Below are 22,328 nucleotides of genomic sequence, written 5' to 3' on the forward strand. Positions count from 1 at the left end.
TCCCCCAAGTATTTTCCGGCGCCGGCTTCCGGCCGTGCGGCGGCCGGGCACACCTAATATAGCCCGTAAGACCAACAAATGGATAAACTGTGTGGAAACGCGGCCCTAATCCAGGACGAGCCCCTTGCCCAGGCCGCGGGCTAGCCTGACGGGCCGGATTTCGCCGAAGCCGCGGACGTTTTCCGGCGGCTGGGGCACCAGAACGAAGCGCTCATCCTGCTCAAGGGCGGAGGCAGTCATCGAGTCCACCAACACCGTTCCGGGATCAGCAAGGGTGGTAAGCCGGGCCGCGAGGTTCACGGTGGGACCGTAGATGTCCCCGAGGCGGGACAGGATCCTGCCCCATACCATTGCCACCCGGGCTTCCGGCAGGATTTCATCCTCCGTGAAAGCCTGGGCAAGGGCGAGTGAGATCTCGGCGCCGGCAGCCGGAGTTTCGGCAATATAAAGGACTTCGTCGCCGACCGTCTTGACCAGGCGGCCGCCGCCGACGGAGATGATTTCGGCGCACTTGTTTTCGAAGCGCTGGACCAGGCGCGCCAGCGTCTTTTCGTTCATGCGGCGGGACAGGCTGGTGTAGGACACCAGGTCGGCGAAGCCCACCGCACGGGCCAGCGGCAGCGGCGCGTCATCCTCGTCCCCCTCACGGCCCTCTTCGCTGGCCTGCAGGCCGGCCTCGGCACGGACGGCGAGCCGCTGGACTCCGGCGTTGAGTTGCCGCCGCCAGGAGTAGACAAGAACCTCTTCGAGGGCATCAACCAGGGCGGGCAGTTCGTTGACCAGGCGCTTGCGCGCCACGGCGTCCGTGACGCCCTGCTCGTGGACCATGTCCTCCACGAGGGCCTCGATCTGCCAGACCACCATGCGGTCCGTCATCTGGCCGATGGAGCGCGTGACGGAGATCGCTGCTTCCTCCGTGAGCTTGCCGGACCGGACCAGGTCCACCACGGTGGAAAGGGCCGCCTGGTCGCGTTCGGTAAAGGCGACATCCTCATCGCCAAAGTTGGGGAAGCCGAGGGCACGCCACAGCTTGCGTGCGGACAGGAGCGACAGCCCGGCGCCGGCGGCCACCTCACGACGGCGGAGCTTGCGTTCCCCGCCGAGCAGCCGGCTTTCCAGCGCCTTCATGGCCAGCCGCTCGGCGGACATGGTGCCGGTGGCAGGGTGGGGGTCCGCCGCGGGTGCGGGCGCGATGGATTCGACGCGTTCCTGCTGGTCCTCATCGTTCATCCCGTCCACCTTCTCTCATTTCCCACGGCAAAGCTTCGGCGGGGTAGTGCGTTGTGCCGCCCGGCTGGACATCACGTTCCTCCGGCAATTCCTCGATGGCATCGAGGATGAAATCCCGGAATGTGGCAACCTCGGGCACGTCCTGGAATGTCACCACGCCCTGGTGCCCGGTTTCCAAGGATATATTCCCGGAGCGCAGGAGGCGTTGCAGTACCGACTCGTGGACGGTGAGGTTGCGCACCGAAGCCAGGTTGACCTGCTGGTCCCGCCGTTTCAACCTGCCGTATCTGGCCACCATCCTTTGGCTGGTGAGGGTGTACCGCGTGCCGTGCCAGCGCAGCAGCTTGGGCAGGCAGAAGCCGAGCCAGACCCAGGCAGCCGCGGCAATGCAGGCAGCCACCAGCCACGGCGTCCATTGTGCTGTGAGGAAAGGTACATGGCGGCGCGCCTCTCCCCGGATGATCCAGGCCGAAGCGTACGCCGCCAGCGCGGGCGACACGATGAAGGCGAGTGCAGCTCCTGCCAGCTTCCTCGGCTGCGGGCGTGTGGTGACAATCACCTGTTCGCCCGGAACGAGGTCTTTACGCATAACCGCCTTGGCCGGGGTCGTCGGGGGACGTCCAGGGGCGCAGGTGCACCACGTCCCCGGCGGTCACCACGTGCTCCCGGGAGTCCCGGTCCATCACCAGCAGCGACCCGTACTCGTCAAGCCTGGAGGCGTGGCCGATGATTTCGTGGTCGCCGGGAAGCTGGGCGCGGACCTGCTTGCCGAGTGTCAGCATGACCGCTTCCACCCGTTTGTGCAGGGAGGGTCCGCCGGCCATTCCCGCCGCCGGATCGCCGTCGGCGTTGCAGAAGCTGCGGTAGAGCACAGCGAAGCGTGAAAGGTAGCTTTTCAGCAGCAGGGTGCGGTCTGCGGTGCGCGCACCCTCCAGCACCACGGAGGTGGCGGTGGGGACCGGCAGTTCGCCTTCGCGCAGCGTGACGTTCAGGCCGGTGCCCAGGATGACCGGGGGCACGGTGCCGTCCACCATGGGGCCAAGCTGCGCCAGGATGCCGGCGATCTTCCTGCCGCGCACCAGGACGTCATTGGGCCATTTGAGTTCGGCCGGAAGGCCGGCGGTCTCCAGGAGGGTTTCGCGCAGCGCCAGGGCAGCAATCAGTGAAAGCCAGGAGTAGCTCTGGGTGGGCAGCGGCCTGCCTTCGGCATTCACGGGCCGCAGGACCACCGAGACGGAAACCGAGCTCAGCGGCGGCGCTTCCCAGTGCCTGTCCAGGCGGCCGCGCGCGGCCGTCTGGTACTCGGCGGTAAGGACCGACAGGTCCGGCCAGGCCTGCGGCTCCACCGTGACGGCGCGGAGGAGGTCCGCGTTGGTGGATCCGGTGGAATCCACCACCTCGAGCCGGGAAATGCCTGTCGCGGCCAGGAAACGCTGGTCGTCCAGGTCCCCTCGGTCCAAAGGGGTGCCGGGGGTGCGTGCGTCATCCATGCCTAAATCCTAGCGAGCTAATCCTTCCCCGGCGGAGTTGACCTGCCCCCGATTGCCCCGCGCGGTGTGCCGCCCGCCGCCTTACAGGAAGATGTCCGGAACCAGCCCGTCCTCGGGCGCGCCCAGGCTGTAAGGACGGAAATCCGTCACTCCTGCTGCCGCCAGGACCTGCTCATCCGTGTAGAAATTACCGGTCGCCGCCCCGCCGGACGCAAGGTTGCTGCCGGTGAGGATGGCGTGGGCGGCATCGGCCATGATCTGCGGTCCGCGGGCCGCCTGAACCATTACCTCGCCATGGGGCATATTGCGGATGGCCGCCGTGTCGATCAGGGTGCACGGCCACAGCGAGTTGACGCTGATCCCGTCCGCCTTCAGTTCCTCGGCGAGCCCAAGGGTGGTCAGGCTCATGCCGTACTTGGCCATGGTGTAGGCAAGGTGCTTGCCGGCCCAGTAGGGGTCGAGGTTCAAGGGCGGTGAGAGGGTGAGGATGTGCCCCCGCCCGGAGGCGCGGAGCGCGGGCAGCGCAAGCTTGGACAGCAGGAACGTGCCGCGCACGTTGATGTCCTGCATGAGGTCGTACTTTTTCATGTCCACGTCGTCGGTCCGGGACAGGTCAATGGCGGACGCATTGTTAATGACGGCGTCGATGCCGCCAAAGTGTTCCACCGCGGCTGCCACAGCGCGGGCCACGTCCTCGTCCCGGCGCACGTCACCCACCAGGGGCAGGGCCTGGCCGCCGGCATCCACAAGTTCCCGGGCAGCCGTATGGACAGTTCCGGCCAGTTTGGGGTGCGGCTCCCCCGTCTTGGCCATCAGGACGATGTTTGCGCCGTCCCGCGCGGCGCGCCGGGCAATGGCCAGTCCGATGCCGCGGCTTCCCCCGGAGATAAGGATGGTCTTCCGGTGCAGCGAACCTGCGGCCCGGTACGGGCTGCCGGGGGCGTGCAAAGCGTCATTGCTTGAAGTCATGCAATCACTGTAACCCAAGTAAGTTACTCATGAGTAACATAGCGGGTGCGGGTGGCGGCACGGCAGAAAATTGTAGGTTCCCTACAGCTGCGGGCGCCCAAACCGTCACTAGACTTGCCAACAGGGTTCGTCCTTTGTGTGGAAGCTACTTAAGCTCCGGCATGACTCAGCCCGCCAGCAACCAGAGCGCCACAGAACCAATCTGCAACAGAGCCGGAGACACTTGATGAGCCACGATCTGACCACGACCGCGGGAAAGATTGCCGATTTCCGTGACCGCCAGGCCCGTGCCGAGCAGCCCTCCGGCCCCGAAGCGATCGAAAAGCAGCACGCGCGCGGCAAGAACACCGCACGGGAACGCATTGGCCTCCTGCTGGATGAAGACTCGTTTGTGGAATTCGACGCCCTCGCGGTACACCGCTCCACCGCGTTCGGCATGGACAAGAAGAAGCCCCTCGGTGACGGCCTGGTATCCGGCTACGGAACGGTGGACGGCCGGCTGGTGGCTGTCTACAGCCAGGACTTTTCGGTCTACGGCGGCTCCCTCAGCCAGGTCAACGGGGAAAAGATCGTCAAGGTCCAGGAATTCGCACTGCGCAACGGCTGCCCGGTGGTGGGAATCCTGGACGGCGGCGGCGCCCGCATCCAGGAAGGCGTCGCATCGCTGGCAATGTTCGCGGACATCTTCCGCAACAACGTCCACGCTTCCGGCGTGGTCCCCCAGATTTCCCTGATCATGGGGCCTTCCGCGGGCGGCGCGGCCTACTCCCCCGCACTCACCGACTACGTAGTGATGGTGGACAAGACCTCGCACATGTTCATTACCGGTCCCGACGTGATCAAGACCGTCACAGGCGAGGACGTGGACATGGAGACCCTGGGCGGAGCGCGCCAGCACAATGCCACCACCGGCACATCCACCTACCTTGCACAGGACGAAGCGGACGCCATCGAATTCGTGCGCGAGCTGCTGGACTTCCTGCCCTCCAACAACCTCTCTGAAGCCCCCGTGCAGGAGCACCAGCAGGAGCTGGAGATCGACGACGACGACCTCGCCCTGGACACGCTGGTCCCCGATTCCGCCAACCAGCCCTACGACATGCGCAGCGTTGTTGAGCAGATCGTGGATGACGGGCACTTCCTGGAGATGCAGGCTCTGTACGCGCCCAACGTCATGATCGGCTACGGCCGGGTTGAAGGCCACACGGTGGGCATCGTGGCAAACCAGCCGCTGCAGTTCGCCGGCACGCTGGACATCGCGGCCTCGGAGAAGGCTGCCCGTTTCGTCCGCCACTGCGACGCCTTCAACATCCCCATCATCACCCTCGTGGACGTCCCGGGTTTCCTGCCCGGCAAGGACCAGGAGTTCCAGGGCATCATCCGCCGCGGAGCGAAACTCCTCTACGCCTATGCCGAGGCCACCGTTCCCAAGCTGACGGTGATCACCCGCAAGGCCTACGGCGGCGCCTACATCGTGATGGGTTCCAAGAAGCTTGGTGCCGACCTGAACCTGGCCTGGCCAACGGCACAGATCGGCGTCATGGGCGCCCAGGGCGCCGTCAATATCCTGTACCGCCGGGACCTCGCGGCCGTGGCGGAAGCGGGGGGCGACGTCGAGGCCCGGCGCGCCGAGGTTATCCGCCAGTACGAAGAGGAACTCCTCAACCCCTACCAGGCGGCCGAGCTGGGCTACGTTGACGCCGTCATCGCACCCTCGGACACGAGGATCCAGATCATCAAGGGGCTGCGCGCACTCCGCGACAAGCGGGCCAGCCTCCCCACCAAGAAGCACGGAAACATCCCGCTGTGATCCCCGCCCGCCCCCTACCTTCGCAAGCTCAGCCAGGGAACCCTGCGGGCGTGGGCCCTTCAGGCGATGTTGAGCCTGTCGAAACCCCTGAACCGCCTGCCGCTCCACTGCTCTCTGTTGTCAAAGGACAGCCGAGCGCCGAGGAACTGGCGGCCCTGACCGCCGTCGTACTGTCCCTGGGCGGCTCGGAACCTGCCCCAGCCAGCACCCCGACGGTCCGCCACTGGGTGCGCCGGCAGCAGCTGCGGCTCGCTCCCACACCCGGCCCCGGCGCCTGGAAGCGCAGCCGGGGCTGATCCCCACCGCCTCCGAGACGTAGCCCGCGCCTCCTTTCGGAACCTGCAGAGCGCGGCTAGTCTCGGGAGGTGACTACCGACACCGCTCCTGCCGCCCGACCGAAGACCCGCATTGACGCCGTCGCTGACGAGTACACCGATACCCTCATCCGGCTGAACCCGTCATTCGCCACCACCCTGGGCGTGCCGGGACACGAAACCGAGTACCAGGATTTCTCCCCCGCTGGCATCGCAGAGTTCGCCGAGGCCGCCCGGAAGGCACTCACCGACCTTGAGGGCCTGGCGCCGGAGGACGACGTGGACGCCGTCACCCTGGACGCGATGCAGGAACGGCTGGGCCTGCAGCTGCTGATCCATGCCTCCGGCTGGGAGTATGCCGACCTGAACAACATCGCCTCCCCCGCCCAGGACATCCGGGCAATCTTCGACCTCATGCCCACGGCCACCGAACAGGACTGGGCACACATCGCAGGCAGGGCGCACAACGTCCCCGGTGCCGTGGCCGGCTACATCGAGTCCCTCCGGCAGGCCCGTGACTCCGGCCGGGTGGCAGCCGCGCGCCAGGTCAACATCGTCATCGAGCAGGCCACGAAGTACGCAGCCGGAGACGGCTTTTTCGCGAAGCTGGCCGCAGGAGCAGCCACCCCGGAGGGTCCGTTGTCCCGAGGCGTCCGGCAAAAGCTCGACGCCGGCGCTGTCGCCGCCCGCCGTGCCTACACCGACCTTGCTGAGTTCCTCCGGACAGAACTCCTCCCCGCCGCCCCGGAAAAGGACGCCGTCGGACGCGCCCGCTACGCCCTCGCCTCCCGCGCCTTCCTCGGTGCCACGGTGGACCTGGAGGAGACCTACGCCTGGGGCGTGGAAGAACTGGACCGCCTCATCGCCGAACAGGAAAAGGTGGCCTCCACCATCAAAGCCGGCGCCAGCATCGCCGAGGCAAAGGACATCCTCAACAACGATCCGGCCCGGCAGCTGAAGGGGACTGGGGCGCTGCGGGAATGGATGCAGGAACTTTCCGACAAAGCTGTGTCCGAACTCGCGGGCGTCCATTTCGACATCCCGGACGTCATGAAGAAGCTGGAATGCCTGATCGCCCCCACCGACGAGGGCGGCATCTACTACACGGGACCGTCGGATGACTTCAGCCGGCCGGGCCGCATGTGGTGGTCCGTTCCCGCAGGCGAGGACACCTTCACCACCTGGGCCGAAACCACCACCGTCTACCACGAGGGCGTCCCGGGCCACCACCTCCAGGTAGCCACGGCCACCTACCGGCGGGAACTGCTCAACAAGTGGCGGCGGAACGTGTGCTGGACCTCCGGCCATGGCGAAGGCTGGGCACTCTACGCCGAGAAACTGATGCAGGAACTGGGCTACCTGAACGACCCCGGTGACCACATGGGCATGCTGGACATGCAGCGGATGCGGGCAGCACGCGTGGTGTTCGATATCGGCGTCCACCTGGAACTCACGGTTCCGGCACGCTGGGGTTCCGGAACCTGGACCCCGGACAAGGGCTACGGGTTCCTGAAAGAAAACCTCCCTATCAGCGAAGGACAGCTCAACTTCGAGTTCACCCGCTACCTTGGCTGGCCCGGCCAGGCACCCTCCTACAAAGTAGGGCAGCGCCTGTGGGAACAGATCCGTGCCGAACTCGAAGCCCGGCCTGGCTTCGACCTCAAGGAGTTCCACACCAAGGCACTGAACATCGGCTCTGTTGGACTCGATACCCTGAGGCGGGCCCTGCTCTAAGTTGCACAGGTTGGGCCCACGCCGGCAGGGTTCCCTGGCCGAGCTTGCGAGGCTAGGGAGCCGGTGGGGAGCAAGCTGCCGGAAGGCACCCACGCCGGGCCTTTTGCCTTGCTGCCAGGAGAGATATGCCACATCCTTGGCAGGAATAAGTAACAAAGCGGGCCGGAACCCTTGATTTTGCGCGGATCTTCTGTAGGTATCAGAATTTGGGGCGCGTAATATTTCTCAATATTCGTTCGTCGTGATATGCGGGGCGGCCCTAACGTATTCGGGTGAGCACTCAGACAAGCACCCCCTCCCCCGCAGGAAAGACCGGCTTCCAGCTGCCCAAGTGGGCCGGCTCGTTCGGCTTCCAGATCATCGCCGCCCTCATCGTCGGCCTCGGACTCGGCCTGCTGGCCAAGTACACCGGCAGTACCAAGGCCAGCCCGAACGGCCTCGGCGCGACGCTGCAGACCATCGGCTCCAGCTACGTGTCCCTGCTGCAGACCGCCGTCGTTCCCCTGATCTTCACGGCCGTCGTCAGCTCCATCTCCAACCTCCGCCAAGTATCCAACGCCGCGAAGCTGGCGTGGAACACCCTGCTCTGGTTCGCCATCACCTCGCTGATCGCCGTGCTGATCGGCATCGGCCTGGGCGTCCTCCTGCAGCCCGGCGCCAACACCGGCATCACCGGCGAAGGCGAAGCGCCCAGCAAGGTGGGCGACTGGTGGGCCTTCCTGATCGGACTGTTCCCCAAGAACTTCCTGGGACTGGGTGCGAGCTCCACAGTGGCTGAGTCCGGTGCCGTAACCACCTCGGTCAGCTTCAATGTCCTGCAGATCCTGGTGATCGCCATTGCCGTGGGCGTCGCCGCCCTTAAGGTCGGCAAGGCCGCGGAGCCGTTCCTGAATCTCAACGCCTCTGCCCTCGCCGTCATCCAGAAGGTGCTCTGGTGGATCATCCGCATCGCTCCGCTGGGCACTGTTGGACTCATCGGCAACGCGGTTGCCGTCTACGGCTGGGACACCATCGGCTCGCTGGGCAAGTTCACCTTCGCCATCTACGTTGGACTCGCCCTGGTGATCTTCGCGGTCTACCCCATCCTGGTCCGGACCCACGGCCTCTCCGTCAAGCAGTACTTCTCCGGCGTCTGGCCCGCAGTCCAGCTGGCCTTCGTCTCCCGTTCCTCCATTGGCACGCTGCCGCTCACGCAGCGCGTCACCGAACGCAGCCTGGGCGTCCCCCGCGCCTACGCCTCCTTCGCCGTGCCGCTGGGCGCCACCACCAAGATGGACGGCTGCGCAGCCATTTACCCGGCCATCTCCGCCATCTTCGTGGCCCAGTTCTTCGGCATCCAACTCGACTTCAGCCAGTACCTGCTGATCGCCCTGGTTTCCGTCCTTGGCTCCGCGGCCACTGCGGGAACCACCGGCGCGGTCGTGATGCTCACGCTGACGCTCTCCACGCTGGGACTGCCGCTGGCCGGCGTCGGACTGCTGCTGGCCATCGACCCGATCCTGGACATGGGCCGCACCGCGGTCAACGTCGCAGGCCAGGCACTGGTCCCCACGATTGTGGCCAAGCGCCAGGGCATCCTGGACGAGTCGCTGTACAACGCACCCCGCAACGGCACCCCGTTCGTGGACGACAGCGACGCTGCCGGCGCACCGTCGGACGGCACGTCCACTGACACCGCACCCCGCGAACTGCAGGATGTAAAGGCCTAGCCGCCAGTCTTGGCTGCAGAAAGTCCCCGGGAACCTGACGGTTCCCGGGGACTTTTTTGTGCCTGCGGCTTTACCGGCCCGGAAGAATCAGCGCCCGGCTCCGCCGATCACACCGTTCTCCACCGCCTTGGTGACGGCATCAGCTTCGGCCTGGGTCAGCTTCCCGTCCGCGACGGCCTGGTCCAGGCGCGTCTTCAAAGCGGCAGCCTTCTCTGCCTGCTTTTCACTGCGAAGCTCCTCCAGCCCAGCGGTGACCTTGGATTCCTCAATACCCAGCGCAGCGGCCAGAGACTTCGCCAGTGCGCCGTCCCTGGTGGCTGCATCCGGCTTTTCGCCGTCAGCCGGCGCCGTGGTGGGCTTGTTGGCCTCCCGGAACGCCTGCAGCGCCTCGGTAACCTTTGCTTCCTCCACCCCAAGCTTCGCCGCGAGCGCGGACGCTTGGGCCGCACCCCGCTCGCCGCCGCGGCCACCGTGCTTTCCCATCCCGCCGGGCGTGGTGGTGCCGTCCGTCGAGGCGCTGGAACTGGCACTCGGGGCGGGAGTGGGGGTAGTGGTTGCGGAGGCCATGCCGGCGACTCCGATTCCGGCGCCAAGGGCCAGCGCGGTGGCTGACAGGCCGAGGGTCATTTTCTTTGTGCGTGACATTGTCTTGTCTCCTGGATCCGCCGTCGGTGACGGCTGCTGTTGGTGCGCCTCCTTCGAGGCATTCCAAGCTTCCGGGAGCAGGTTCTGGACAGGCTGTCGGGAACCTTTCATTCTCCTGTGAATCAAACTTGCCCAGAGTGCAAACTTGCACGTAGTGTAAAAGCGTGACGACATCCCCTCCAACAGCCGAAGCTGCCGCGGTCCCTTCCCGCCGGGAGCTGAACAAAGCCGCCACGCGCCAGGCCATTACCGACGCCGCTTTGGGGCTGCTGCGCGCAAAGGGCCCCGGGAACTTCACTGCTGAGGACATCGCCGAGGCCGCAGGGATATCGCGCAGGACCTTCTTCAACTACTTCAGCAGCACCGATGCCGCACTGGCATCCATCGTCCACGGCTTCCTCGACATTGCCATCCAGCAGCTGCGGCTCCGGCCGGCGGATGAACCCATGCTTGAGTCGGCGCAGGCGGCCCTGATGGCCCTCGCCGACCCCAAGGCCGTGGCGCCGCTGGCGGAACTATTCACCCTGACCCAGCAGAGTCCGCTCATGTCACATACCGAACTTGAAGCGTGGGACCACTGCAGGGCGCAGGTCTTTGCCGTGGCCCGCGAGCGCGTTGCAGGCAACCGCGGAGAACAGGATGACCTGTATATCCATGCCCTGGCCGGGTCGGTCATCTCCTGCGGCAAGGCCGCAATGGAGGTCTGGTTCAGCCGCCGCGGACCAGACCTCTCACCGGCATCCCTCGCGGACCTGCGGCAGCTGCTCATCGACGCCATGGCGCTGCTGGGTGCCGGCTTCAATGGCCCGCAGCTCAAATCCACGCCACGTTCCCCGGTATCCACTGGATCCGCCACCCCAACAGACTCCCGTTCCTCCTGACCAGATCGGCTCCCCACATGGCACTGCTCCTTTACCGCCTTGGCAAGTTCTCCTACCGCCGGCGCTGGCTGGTCATCTCACTCTGGCTCGCGGCGCTTGTGGCCGTGGGCGGCTCCGCCGCGGCCTTCCACGGCACTTTGTCCAATAACTTCCAGATCCCGGGCACGGAGACGCAGCGGATCGCGGACAAGCTGAAGGAGGAGCTGCCCTCGGCATCCGGCGGCACCGCAACGATCGTCTTCGAGGCGCCCGAAGGCGGCTTCACCGAGGAGAGCCGCACCGCCGTCACCGATGCGCTCAAGAAACTTGAGACCCTGCCGGACGTCCGGGGCACGGTGGATCCGTTCGCCACCCAGGCCCAGGTGGACCAGGCAGCGCAGGCCATCACCGAAGGCGAACAGCAGCTCGCCGCCGGCGAGGCCCAGCTGGCCGCCTCCCGGGCAGAGCTGGAGGCCGGCGCGGCGCAGCTCGCCGCCGCCGAGCAGCAGCTGGTTGCGGCCGGCGCCCCTGCTGCACTCATCGAGGCACAGTTGGGGCAGCAAAAAGCCGGACTGGCGGAAGGCCAGGCAAGGCTCGACGCCGGCGCCCGGGAACTGGAGGCCAACAAAGCCAGGCTTGAGCTGGGCAAGCGCCAGGCGGAGGCGTCGTCGGCCATCCGGTTCGTTTCCGAAGACGGCCGCGCGGCAGTCGCGCAGGTGCAGTTCAACACCTCCATCAACGGGCTTAGCCCGGAGGTCCGGCACCAGGTCCAGGACATCGCCCACGAAACGTCCGCCGCGGGCGTCACGGCGCTGGCCAGCAAGGAAATCACCGAGGACATTTCCGAGCTCTTCGGTGCCGCCGAGATCATCGGCATCGCTGTGGCGGCCCTGGTCCTGATCATTATGCTGGGCACCCTGATCGCCGCCGGGCTCCCGCTGCTGATGGCGGTGGTCGGCGTGGGTGTGGGCGTCGGAATCACGTTCGCCCTCTCCGGCGTTTTCGACATGAGCTCCATCTCCCCCATGCTGGCCCTGATGCTCGGCCTCGCCGTGGGAATCGACTACTCCCTGTTCATCGTGAACCGGCACCGGACCCAGCTCCTGGCAGGAATGGATCCGGAGGAGTCGGTAGCGCGTGCCACCGGCACCTCAGGCAATGCCGTGGTCTTCGCCGGCCTCACCGTCATCATCGCCCTGGCGGCGCTGGTGGTCCCCGGCCTTCCCTTCCTTGCCGTCATGGGCGTCGCAGCAGCCGGAACCGTGGCGGTAGCGGTCCTGGTGGCCATCACGCTGACCCCGGCCATGCTGTCCCTGATCGGCAGGCGCATCATCTCCCGGCGGGCCTGGGCGAAAGCCGAAGCGCACAACGCCGAGCCCGGCCACGAGGCAGCGGACGAGGCCACGGACCGCGAGCGCAGCACGCACGGCTGGGGCGGCCTGGTCACGCGGCACCCCGTGATGGCGCTGATCGCGGGCATTGTGCTGCTGGGCACCCTGGCCCTGCCAGCCACCCAACTGCAGCTTGCATTGCCCGACGGCGGATCGGAACCCGTGGAGTCCGAGGCCTACCAGGCCTATGACCTGACAGCCCGCAGCTTTGGCGAAGGCGTTACCGGGCCCATCGTTGCCGTGGGCGAATTTCCCGCCAATCTTGACGAGGCCCGGGCGCAGGCCCTGCAGTACGACGTCGCCGACAAGCTCCGTGCGGTGGACAACGTGGTGGCGGCCGTTCCCGTCGCGCTCAGTGAGGACCGCCGGACCGCCGTTTTCCAGGTCATCCCCAAGGAAGGCCCGGCCAGCGCCAGCACCGTCCACGTGGTCTCGGAACTGCGCGGGCTCAATGATGAGATCCAGTCTGAATACGGTGTTGCCATGGGCCTGACGGGGCAGACGGCCGGCAACGTGGACGTCTCCACGAAACTTGGTGACGCCCTGCCGCCGTACCTCGCGATCGTCGTCGGCCTTTCCCTGATCCTGCTGCTGCTCGTGTTCCGCTCCATCGTGGTGCCGCTGCTCGCCACCGGCGGGTTCCTGCTCTCCCTCGCCGCCGCGTTCGGTGCCGTGGTGGCCGTGTACCAGTGGGGCTGGCTGGGGAACGTCTTCGACGTCGCGAACCCCGGCGCTGTGCTGAGCTTCCTGCCCATCATCCTGATCGGCGTGCTGTTCGGCCTGGCCATGGACTACCAGGTGTTCATCGCCTCGGGCATGCGTGAGGCCTACATGCACGGCTCGTCCGCGAAGGAGGCCGTCCGGGTGGGCTTCCGCCACGCCGCCGCCGTGGTGACGGCCGCCGCGATCATCATGGTGAGCGTGTTCGCCGGCTTCATCTTCAGCCACCTGACCATGGTCCGGCCGCTGGGCTTCGCGATGGCGTTCGGCGTGCTGCTCGATGCCTTCGTGGTGCGCATGACCATTGTCCCGGCCGTGATGTACCTGCTGGGCGAAAAGTCCTGGTGGCTGCCGCGCTGGCTGGACCGGATCCTGCCGGACGTGGATGTTGAGGGCGCCAAGCTCAACCGCGCAGAATCCGCTCCCACGTCCGGGGCACTGGTCCACTAGGCCGGCGCCCGTCAATTAGGCTGGAACCGTGCTCCGCCTGATTCTCGCTTCCCAGTCCCCCGCCCGCACCAAGCTCCTGGCCGAGGCCGGCATCCGGCATTCAGTCCTGGTGTCGGACGTGGACGAGGACGCCGTGCAAACACGCTACGGCGTCACCGATCCGCACGACACCGCGCTGCTGCTGGCCCGGGCGAAGGCTGAGGCGGTGGCCGCGCTGCCGGAGGCCGAGGGTGCGCTGGTGCTGGGCTGCGACTCCGTCTTCGAGTTCGACGGCGAGGCGCACGGCAAGCCGTACACGGCCGCCGTCGCGCGCGAGCGCATGCTCCGGATGAGCGGCAATGCCGGGGTCCTGCACACGGGGCACTGGCTGGTGGACTGCCGGGACACGGATCCCGACGACGACGGCGGGGAGCAGGGCTCCGGTGCCACGCTGGGAACGGTCGCCTCCGCCGAAGTCTCCTTCCTGGAGATGGAACCGGCGGAGATCGACGCCTACATCGCCACCGGCGAACCGCTGCACTGCGCCGGATCCTTCACCATCGACGGCCTGGGCGGGGCCTTCATCCGGAAGGTCGACGGCGACCCGCACGCCGTCGTCGGACTTTCCGTCTCCACCCTCCGCGGCCTCCTCGCCTCCGCGAACGTGCGCATCACGGACCTGTGGGCCGCGCAGTAAAACGTCCCCTTTTCGGCTCGTCTTGTAGCTTCCCTACAAAGCATTGGCGCTTTACACGCGGATTCCGCAAGTAATATCGGCGGAACCCTCAAAACCGCGCTAGGCTCCCTGAAGGAAAGAAGGAGACGCCTTGTCAGCAAATTTTGAGCAGTCCGCAGGTCCCACGCAGTCGACCCTCACAAAGGTGCTGATCGCCAACCGCGGAGAAATCGCCGTCCGCATCATCCGGGCGGCACGCGATGAAGGCATCGCCTCCGTGGCTGTCTACGCCGACCCGGACCGCGACGCCCTGCACGTCCGCCTTGCTGACGAGGCTTACGCCCTGGGCGGCAACACCGCCGCCGAGTCGTACCTGGTGATGGACAAGATCATCGACGCCGCCCGCCAGTCAGGTGCGGACGCCATCCACCCCGGCTACGGCTTCCTGGCAGAAAATGCCCAGTTCGCCGCCCGGGTGATTGAGGCCGGCATCACGTGGATCGGACCGTCCCCCGAAGCCATCTCGGCCCTGGGCGACAAGGTCCAGGCGCGCCACATCGCCGAAAAAGTGGGCGCTCCCCTGGTTCCCGGCACCGCCGACCCCGTCGAGACGGCCGACGAAATCCTGGCCTTCGTGGACCGGCACGGACTGCCCGTCGCCATCAAGGCAGCGTTCGGCGGCGGCGGCCGCGGCATCAAGGTGGCCCGCACCCGGGAGGAAATCCCCGAACTTTACGAATCGGCCGTCCGTGAAGCCACTGCCGCCTTCGGCCGCGGCGAATGCTTCATCGAGCGCTTCCTGGAGGCACCGCGCCACGTGGAAACGCAGTGCCTGGCCGATGCCTACGGCAACGTGGTGGTGGTCTCCACCCGTGACTGCTCGCTGCAGCGCCGCAACCAGAAACTGGTGGAGGAAGCCCCAGCCCCGTTCCTCACCGAGGACCAGAACCGCCGGCTCTACGAATCCTCCAAGGCCATCCTGAAGGAGGCCGGCTACCTGGGCGCCGGCACCTGCGAATTCCTGGTGGGCCAGGACGGCACCATCTCCTTCCTCGAAGTAAACACCCGCCTCCAGGTGGAGCACTGCGTCTCCGAGGAGGTCACCGGCATCGACCTGGTCCGCGAGCAGTTCCGGCTGGCGCGCGGCGAGGAACTCGGCTACGGCGACCCCGAGGTGCGCGGCCACTCCTTCGAGTTCCGCATCACCGGCGAGGACCCGGGCCGGAACTTCATGCCCGCCCCGGGCACCATCCGCGTCCTCAAGAACCCCACCGGTCCCGGCATCCGCATCGATTCCGGCATCGAGCAGGGTGACGTGATCAGCGGCAACTTCGACTCCATGCTGTCCAAGCTCATCGTGACCGGCGCCAGCCGCAAACAGGCGCTGGAGCGGTCCCGCCGGGCACTGGACGAGATGGTGGTCGAAGGGATTCCCACCGTCATCCCGTTCGACCTTGCTGTTGTGTCCGATCCTGCGTTTGCCCCCGCCGAGGGTCCCTTCAAGGTCCACACCCGCTGGATCGAAACCGAATTCGTGAACAACCTGGCCCCTTGGGCCCCCGACGCCGGCACCGGCGCGGAGGAGACCGCCGAGGACCGCCAGCGCGTGGTGGTCGAAGTTGGCGGCAAACGCCTCGAAGTGGTGCTGCCCGCCTCGCTGGGATCGGTTGGAAGCGGTGCTCCCGCTGCCGCCAAGCCCGGCAAATCCAAGAAGCGTATCCGCTCGGGCGGCACGGCAGCCGCCACCGGCAACGCCCTCACATCCCCCATGCAGGGCACCATCGTGAAGGTGGCAGTGGCTGAGGGAGACACCGTGGCCGAGGGAGACCTGATAGTGGTCCTGGAAGCCATGAAGATGGAGCAGCCGCTGACGGCGCACCGTTCCGGCACCATCACCGGTCTCACGGCAACTGCCGGTGAGACCGTGTCCGCCGGTGCCGTCATCGCCACCATCGAAGACTAGACAGGCCCGGAGGCTCCCATGCTTGCACCCAGCTTTCAGGAAGAAGTGGACCGCTACCACCTGGCGGTCCCCGAAATCACCCGCGGCAACCCCGCGCCCATCAAGGAGTTGTATTCACAGCTCGACGACGTCACCCTGGCGAACCCGTTCGGCGGCATCGCACGGGGCTGGGCGCAGGTGGAGGCCCGGCTGGACCAGGCAGCCCGCCAGTTCCAGGACGGTGAGATGCTCGGCTTCGACACCATCACGTCCTACACCGCTAGGGATACGGCCTACCTCGTGGAAACCGAACACTTCCGCGCCCGCCTGGACGGTGGGGCCGTGGAGGAGTTTGCGCTCCGGGTGACCAGCATCTTCCGGCGCGAGGAAGGCTACTGGAAGCTGGTGCACCGGCACGCGGATCCGGCTGCCCGGCCCCAGTCCCGCCGGTCGCTGACCCAGCCCGCCGCTTCCTGACGCAAACCGCCGGCAGGTGCCGGACTGCCCTGGCAGCCCGGCAAGCTGCTGACAGGATCCGGCGGGCGGGGCACACTTAGCAGATGTTGCCTTTCCTGCTCCTGGCCTCGCGTGCCGAGGATGCCGCAGCCGAAGACGAGTACGCCGCCTACCTCCGGTACGGCGGGCTGGAGCCGCGGGAACTGCACAGGGTCCGGCTGGAGGCAGGCCCGCTGCCTGACATTGAGCTGTCCGATTACTCCGGTGTGATTGTCGGCGGCAGCCCCTTCACGTCCAGCGACCCTCCGGAGCAGAAGAGCCGGGTGCAACACCGGGTGGAACGCGAACTGTCGGGGCTCCTGGACCGGCTGGTGGCACAGGACTTTCCGTTCCTGGGAGCCTGCTACGGGGTGGGAACCCTGGGTACCCACCAGGGCGCCGTCATCGACCGGACCTACGGCGAACCGTTGGGCGGCGTGGAGATCGAGCTGACCGAGGCAGGCCTCGCGGACCCGGTGCTGAAAGGGATGCCCCGTACCTTCACGGCCTTCACCGGGCACAAGGAGGCCTGCACCACCCTGCCGCCGCACGCAGTGCTGCTGGCCAGGTCCGCGGCATGCCCGGTCCAGATGTTCCGGATCCGGAACAACCTGTATGCCACCCAGTTCCATCCTGAGCTGGACGTTGACGGGCTGGTGACCCGCATCGACATCTACCGGCACGCCGGATACTTCCCTCCGGAGTCCGCTGAGGAGCTGATGGACAGTGCCCGGCAGTTCACCGTCACCGAGCCCATGAACGTGCTGCGGAACTTCGTGGCGCGTTACGCGGCCTAGGAGACTGCTGAACTAATCGGCGGATGTGGGGCGCGTCGGCTGGACTGGTGGGGCTGGTGGTTAAGACTGGTCTTATGCAGGGACGCGAGGACGCGCAACGCGGGTATTTGGATGTGGAGGCACTGGCCGGGGAGTTGTTGGCTCCGGGCAGTGTCTTCGCTTTTCTGGCCAGGCATCGGGGGCGCCTCTTTCCGGATTCGATGATGGAGGACCTCTTCCCATCGCGGCGGGGCCGTCCGTCGGTTCCGGCGCCCGTGATCGGGTCGGTGCTGGTGTTGCAGGCCTTGCAGGGCCTCTCGGACCGGGAAACCGCCGAGGCGCTGACCTTTGATCTGCGTTGGAAGGCTGCGTGCGGCTACGGGCTGACCGATACCGCGTTCCATCCGAGCACGCTGACGTATTGGCGCAGGCGGCTGGCCGCCTCGAAGAATCCGCACCAGTTCTGGAGGCCATCGCCGAAGTCCTTGCGGAGACCGGGGTACTGAAGGGCAAGCGCCGGCGGGCTGTGGATTCAACTGTCTTGGATGACGCGGTCGCGAGGCAGGACACGATCACGCAGCTGATCGCCGCGGTCCGCCGCTTCGGCCGGGACATCCCAGGCGGCCAAGACCTGGTGGTCAGTCACGCGACGGGGTATGACTACACGCGTAACGGCAAACCCGACATCGCCTGGGACGACCAGGGCGCCAGGGACGGGCTGATCTCGGCCCTGGTCACCGACGCGATGGCCCTGCTGGCCGCGGTCGATCCCGATTCCTTGGACGGTAAGGCTGCTGATGCGTACGCGCTGCTGGCCCTGGTCGCCGGGCAGGATGTGGAACCGGCCGAGGACTCGGACGGGACCGACGGGCGGTGGCGCATTGCCCGGAAGGTCGCCCCGGACCGGATGATCTCCACCGTTGACCCGGATACCCGGCACGCGCATAAAACCCAGTCCAGGCAGCAAGACGGATTCAAGGCCCACATCGTGATCGAACCCGACACCGGGCTGATCACCGCCGCGGAACTGACCAAGGCCTCCGGGCCGGAGAACAGCGACGGGACGGTCGGTGCCCGGCTGCTGACCCAGGATCCAACGATCAGCGGGACCAGTGTGGACGTCCTGGCCGACTCGGCCTACGGCACAGGAGACATGCTCGCCGCCCTCGCGTCCACCGGTCATACACCGGTGATCAAACCCTGGCCGCTGCGCCCAGCCGTTGAGGGCGGGTTCACCCTCGATGACTTCACCGTCGATGAAGCAGCCGGCACCATGACGTGCCCGAATGGCCGCACCCGCAAGATCACTGCCAAACGGAGGGTCACGTTCGGCGCCGCCTGCACCGGCTGCCCACTCCGGTACCGGTGCACCGCCTCACCGCACGGACGCAAAATCGAACTGCACGAACACGATGCGCTGCAGCGCGAACACCGTCAACGCGCCAAGAACCCGGCCTTCCAGAACGACTACCGCACGCACCGGCCCATGGTGGAACGGTCCATCGCCTGGCTCACCCGGGGCAACCGACGCGTTCCGCACCGCGGCATTAGCCGGAACAACGCCTGGCTGCAGCTACGGATCGCGGGACTGAACCTGCGCAGGCTCCTCAACCTCGGACTCCGGGACAACAGCGGAAGCTGGATCCTGGCCTAAGAACCGGCCATCCCAACAACCTGCATTCCGCCCCGGAGCCACCGCCATCAGCATTCTCGCACTGGCTTCCGCGCCTCGGACGGAACCCGCGGCAGCCCTCACCACGGCTGGAACCCGCGTACGATCCAGCCAAGGAACCGGACAGCGAAGCCAAATACGCCCTAATTCAGCAGTCTCCTAGCCGGCGCCGCCCCGCCGTCGTACCTTCCTGCCCACATACTGCCTCCCGGAAAGGAAAATGCCGGGCACAATCCCCGCGGATACGGGGATCGTGCCGGGCACTTCAGCCACCAAGTGGGCTGGAACGCGCGGAATGCGTCAGGCCACGTTGTTTTCGTAGTCCAGGTCGCGGGTTTCCTTGCTGACGAACAGGGCAATGAGGGTCAGCACGGCCATGGCGGTGAGGTAGATGCCCACCAGGACGGGGCTGCCGTCAGCCATTTCCCACAGCGCCACGGCGATGAACGGGGCAACCGCAGCACCCAGGATGCTGGAGAAGTTGTAGCTGACAGCGGACCCGGTGTACCGGACGTTCGTGGGGAACAACTCGGGCAGCAGCGCACCCATGGGCCCGAAGGTGAGTCCCATCAGGGAGAAGCCGATGACCAGCAGGGCCATGGTCCCCACGAAGCCGCCGCTGAACAGCGGGACGAACAGCAGGCCGAAGATGAAGATGCCGCCGGTAACAGCGAGCAGCATCTTGCGCCGGCCGTACTTTTCGGCCAGCGGTCCGGAGACCAGCGTGAAGATACCGAAGAACACGACGCCGGCGATCAGCATCCAGAGGAAGTCGTTGCGGGTGTAGCCCAGGCCGGGAACGAAGGCAGCCGCGGCGGCCTCCGTCATCGGCTTTCCGGCCTTCTCGGCGGCGGCCCTGGCAGCCTCGAGGCTGGCCGGCCGGGTGCCGTAGGTCAGGGTGAACGTGGTCATCAGGTAGAAGAGCACGTACGTGGCGAGCATGATGAACGTGCCCAGGATCAGCTGGCGCCAGCTCGTCTTGAAGACGCGGCCCAGCGGCAGCTTGGCCACCTCGTTGGACTCGAGGACCTTGGTGAAGGCGGGCGTCTCGATGAGCTTGAGGCGGACGTAGAGGCCGATGATCACCATAACGGCACTGAGCAGGAACGGCACGCGCCAGCCCCAGGCCTGGAAGTCAGCCGGCGACAGGGCGTAGCTGAAGACAAGGAAGATGACGTTCGCGATGATGAAACCGATCGGCGCGCCCAGCTGCGGGAAGGTTCCGTAGATGGCCCGCTTGTTGGCCGGCGCGTTCTCGGTGGCCAGCAGGGCGGCCCCGCTCCATTCGCCACCCAGTGCCAGGCCCTGGGCGAACCGCATGACCACCAGCAGGGCCGGAGCCCAGAATTCCCAGCCCGGCACCAGCGCGGTGGGCAGGCAGCCGATCAGGAAGGTGGCGATACCCATTGTCAGCAGCGAGGCCACCAGGGTGCCTTTGCGGCCGAACTTGTCGCCGAAGTGCCCGAAGACGATGGAGCCGAGCGGGCGGGCGATGAAGGCAACGCCGAACACTGCGAAGGAGCTCAGCAGCTGGGTTGTCTCGTTCTGGTTGGGGAAGAACAGCTGCGGGAACACGAGCACCGCGGCAGTGGCATAGACGTAGAAGTCGTAAAACTCGACCGTGGTGCCGATCAGGCTGGCAACGATCACGCGGCCGCGCGAGTTCACCGGCTGGGGCGAACCGGGCACCGTGGACGTATCGGTGGATGACATAGGTAAACGCTTTCGCTAGAACCGGCCGGAGGCTGGCATTGCCCCCGGCTCGAAATAGTTAGAGTTCAATATTAGTTCCCGCGGTCCAGTCAATGGACGAAAGGTCCAGCATGCGGACCTGTGCCGTGTGTCTCATTTTTGCCACCCTACTCCTGCCTAACGGCTGCCAAAAGGCGCCGATAGGCAAATGTCACAGCCCGTTAACATACGGCGTCGGTCCGTGAAACGCGCCCTACCTACCGTGGAGGAACAACATCCCCCCGAAGGAGGTAACCCGTGACTGTTGACCGCACCGCTGATGCCGGCACCGGCAATTCCCTGGACCTTGACGATGCACAGGCCCCGGAAACCGTTGCCGCATCCGCCAGCGCACAGCCCGGCTCTACCCGCACCACAGACGCCCCCGTCCTTGAATTCCGCCCCGGCCGCTGGATCGCCAACTGGGATGCCGAGAACAAGGAACAGTGGGAATCCGCCGGCCGCACCATCGCCCGCCGCAACCTGAACTGGTCCATCTTCGCCGAATTCCTCGGCTTCGTCGTCTGGCAGCTCTGGTCCATCGTGGTGGTCCAGCTCCCCGCAGCCGGGTTCACCTTCACCACGTCGGAAATCTTCTGGCTCATCTCGATGCCCAGCCTGGTGGGCGCGACGCTCCGCATCCCTTACACCTTCATGGTCCCCCGCTTCGGCGGCCGCAACTGGACCATCGTCTCCGCCCTGCTGCTCCTGATCCCCTCCGTCGGCCTGGCACTCTGCGTCTCCAACCCGGAAACGCCGTTCGGCGTCATGCTGCTCGTAGCAGCCCTGGCGGGCTTCGGCGGCGGCAACTTCGCCAGCTCCATGGCAAACATCACGTTCTTCTACCCCGCCCGTGAAAAGGGCTGGGCCCTGGGCCTGAACGCCGCCGGCGGAAACATGGGGGCCGCCGTCGCGCAGCTCGCCGTGCCCATTGCCATCACCCTGCTGGCCGCCGGGACCGTCAACCTGCCCCTGGCCGGCTGGATGTGGGTTCCGCTGATCCTGATCGCGGCGTTCGGCGCCTACAAGTTCATGGACAACCTCACCAGCGCCAAGGGCGACATCGCCGGTTCGGTGGCCGCCATCAAGGAACCGCACCTGTGGATCATGGCGCTGCTCTACATCGGCACGTTCGGCTCCTTCATCGGCTTCGCCGGTGTGTTCCCCAAGCTCATCAAGGACTACTTCCCCGAGTTCTCCTCCATCGGCGTCGGAACCGTTGCCCTCTCACTCGCCTTCCTCGGCCCCCTGGTCGGCTCGCTGGCCCGCCCCTACGGCGGACGCATGGCAGACCGCATGGGCGGCGCGCGGATGACGGTGGCAGCCTTTGCCTCCATGGCCGTGATCACGCTGACCATGATCTGGACCCTGCCGCTGAAGAACTTCTGGCTCTTCCTGGTCCTGTTCCTGATGCTGTTCACCGCCAGCGGCTTCGGAAACGGAGCAACCTACCGCATGATCCCAGTCATCTTCGCCACCTCCAGCCGCGCCGCCCGCAAGGGTGCAAGCTCTGTGGCAACCCAGCGGCTGGCGTCCTCGGCCCTCGGCCTGATCTCCGCGATCGGTGCCTACGGCGGATTCGTCATCCCGCAGGTCCTGAACGCCTCCAACACGGCCAGCGGCTCCTACACACCGGCCTTCTACGGCTTCGTTGGGGCATACGTCCTGATGCTGGCTGTCTGCTGGTTCTGCTACATCCGCAACGCCAACCGAAATGCGATGGGACACGTCTAAC

At 66.4% G+C, this 22,328-nt stretch carries 17 protein-coding genes and 1 pseudogene; 12 read left to right on the forward strand and 6 right to left on the reverse strand.

The genetic code is table 11. The features are described 5' to 3' along the window. Positions 1–105: 105 nt before the first annotated feature. The 4 genes from B5520_RS03330 to B5520_RS03345 form a co-directional block, all read right to left on the reverse strand. Positions 106–1,230: an adenylate/guanylate cyclase domain-containing protein gene (locus B5520_RS03330; RefSeq protein ID WP_079595610.1), complete on the reverse strand. Its 1,125-nt coding sequence runs from the start codon at positions 1,228–1,230 to the stop codon at positions 106–108. Then, positions 1,220–1,819, reverse strand: coding sequence for a PH domain-containing protein (locus tag B5520_RS03335; RefSeq protein ID WP_079595611.1), 600 nt, complete (start codon positions 1,817–1,819; stop codon positions 1,220–1,222). Before B5520_RS03335 ends, B5520_RS03330 begins: the two co-directional genes overlap by 11 nt. Next, on the reverse strand, positions 1,812–2,720 hold the full coding sequence (locus tag B5520_RS03340; RefSeq protein WP_079595612.1) for a biotin--[acetyl-CoA-carboxylase] ligase: 909 nt from the start codon (positions 2,718–2,720) through the stop codon (positions 1,812–1,814). The genes B5520_RS03335 and B5520_RS03340 overlap by 8 nt, the downstream gene beginning before the upstream one ends. An 81-nt stretch (positions 2,721–2,801) precedes the next feature. After that, positions 2,802–3,689 (reverse strand): SDR family oxidoreductase, encoded by an 888-nt coding sequence (locus B5520_RS03345; protein WP_079595613.1) that lies wholly within the window; start codon positions 3,687–3,689, stop codon positions 2,802–2,804. A gap of 226 nt (positions 3,690–3,915) precedes the next feature. Between B5520_RS03345 and B5520_RS03350 the strand changes: the two genes are divergently transcribed. The 4 genes from B5520_RS03350 to B5520_RS03365 all read left to right on the forward strand — a co-directional run bounded on the left by B5520_RS03350 (position 3,916) and on the right by B5520_RS03365 (position 9,256). Next, positions 3,916–5,499, forward strand: a complete 1,584-nt coding sequence (locus tag B5520_RS03350) for an acyl-CoA carboxylase subunit beta (protein WP_079595614.1) — start codon at positions 3,916–3,918, stop codon at positions 5,497–5,499. 50 nt (positions 5,500–5,549) lie between these two features. Beyond that, the gene (locus B5520_RS03355; protein ID WP_079595615.1) at positions 5,550–5,795 is read left to right on the forward strand and encodes an acyl-CoA carboxylase subunit epsilon; all 246 of its coding nucleotides are present in this window, start codon (positions 5,550–5,552) and stop codon (positions 5,793–5,795) included. Positions 5,796–5,864: 69 nt separating this feature from the next. Further along, a complete protein-coding gene (locus B5520_RS03360; RefSeq protein WP_079595616.1) occupies positions 5,865–7,547 on the forward strand; it encodes a DUF885 domain-containing protein in 1,683 nt (560 codons plus the stop codon). Between the two features lie 272 nt (positions 7,548–7,819). After that, entirely contained in the window at positions 7,820–9,256 is a 1,437-nt protein-coding gene (locus tag B5520_RS03365; RefSeq protein WP_079595617.1) for a dicarboxylate/amino acid:cation symporter, read from the forward strand. A gap of 87 nt (positions 9,257–9,343) precedes the next feature. Here B5520_RS03365 and B5520_RS03370 read toward each other — a convergent pair whose 3' ends face one another. Further along, positions 9,344–9,901: a hypothetical protein gene (locus B5520_RS03370; protein ID WP_079595618.1), complete on the reverse strand. Its 558-nt coding sequence runs from the start codon at positions 9,899–9,901 to the stop codon at positions 9,344–9,346. Positions 9,902–10,065: 164 nt separating this feature from the next. Between B5520_RS03370 and B5520_RS03375 the strand changes: the two genes are divergently transcribed. The 7 genes and pseudogenes from B5520_RS03375 to B5520_RS03405 all read left to right on the forward strand — a co-directional run bounded on the left by B5520_RS03375 (position 10,066) and on the right by B5520_RS03405 (position 18,844). Then, positions 10,066–10,782, forward strand: a complete 717-nt coding sequence (locus B5520_RS03375; protein WP_079595619.1) for a TetR/AcrR family transcriptional regulator — start codon at positions 10,066–10,068, stop codon at positions 10,780–10,782. 17 nt (positions 10,783–10,799) lie between these two features. After that, positions 10,800–13,322 (forward strand): MMPL family transporter, encoded by a 2,523-nt coding sequence (locus B5520_RS03380; protein ID WP_079595620.1) that lies wholly within the window; start codon positions 10,800–10,802, stop codon positions 13,320–13,322. A gap of 28 nt (positions 13,323–13,350) precedes the next feature. Further along, positions 13,351–13,998 carry a Maf family protein gene (locus tag B5520_RS03385; protein ID WP_079595621.1) on the forward strand — a complete coding sequence of 216 codons (648 nt, stop codon included), beginning with the start codon at positions 13,351–13,353 and terminating at the stop codon, positions 13,996–13,998. 130 nt (positions 13,999–14,128) lie between these two features. Next, complete coding sequence (locus B5520_RS03390; RefSeq protein ID WP_079595622.1) at positions 14,129–15,940, forward strand: acetyl/propionyl/methylcrotonyl-CoA carboxylase subunit alpha; 1,812 nt, start codon at positions 14,129–14,131, stop codon at positions 15,938–15,940. Positions 15,941–15,958: 18 nt separating this feature from the next. After that, entirely contained in the window at positions 15,959–16,396 is a 438-nt protein-coding gene (locus tag B5520_RS03395; protein ID WP_079595623.1) for a YybH family protein, read from the forward strand. An 83-nt stretch (positions 16,397–16,479) separates the two neighbouring features. Continuing rightward, complete coding sequence (locus tag B5520_RS03400) at positions 16,480–17,211, forward strand: glutamine amidotransferase (RefSeq protein ID WP_079595624.1); 732 nt, start codon at positions 16,480–16,482, stop codon at positions 17,209–17,211. Between the two features lie 74 nt (positions 17,212–17,285). Next, a pseudogene (locus B5520_RS03405) lies at positions 17,286–18,844 on the forward strand (IS1182 family transposase). Positions 18,845–19,162: 318 nt separating this feature from the next. Here the strand turns inward: B5520_RS03405 and B5520_RS03410 are convergent. Beyond that, entirely contained in the window at positions 19,163–20,575 is a 1,413-nt protein-coding gene (locus B5520_RS03410) for an MFS transporter (RefSeq protein ID WP_079595625.1), read from the reverse strand. 276 nt (positions 20,576–20,851) lie between these two features. On the opposite strand from B5520_RS03410, the gene B5520_RS03415 reads away from it, so the two are divergent. Beyond that, positions 20,852–22,327 carry an MFS transporter gene (locus tag B5520_RS03415; RefSeq protein WP_079595626.1) on the forward strand — a complete coding sequence of 492 codons (1,476 nt, stop codon included), beginning with the start codon at positions 20,852–20,854 and terminating at the stop codon, positions 22,325–22,327. Position 22,328: the final 1 nt, after the last annotated feature.

The organism is Arthrobacter sp. P2b, from assembly GCF_900168295.1.
Lineage (GTDB): Bacteria > Actinomycetota > Actinomycetes > Actinomycetales > Micrococcaceae > Arthrobacter.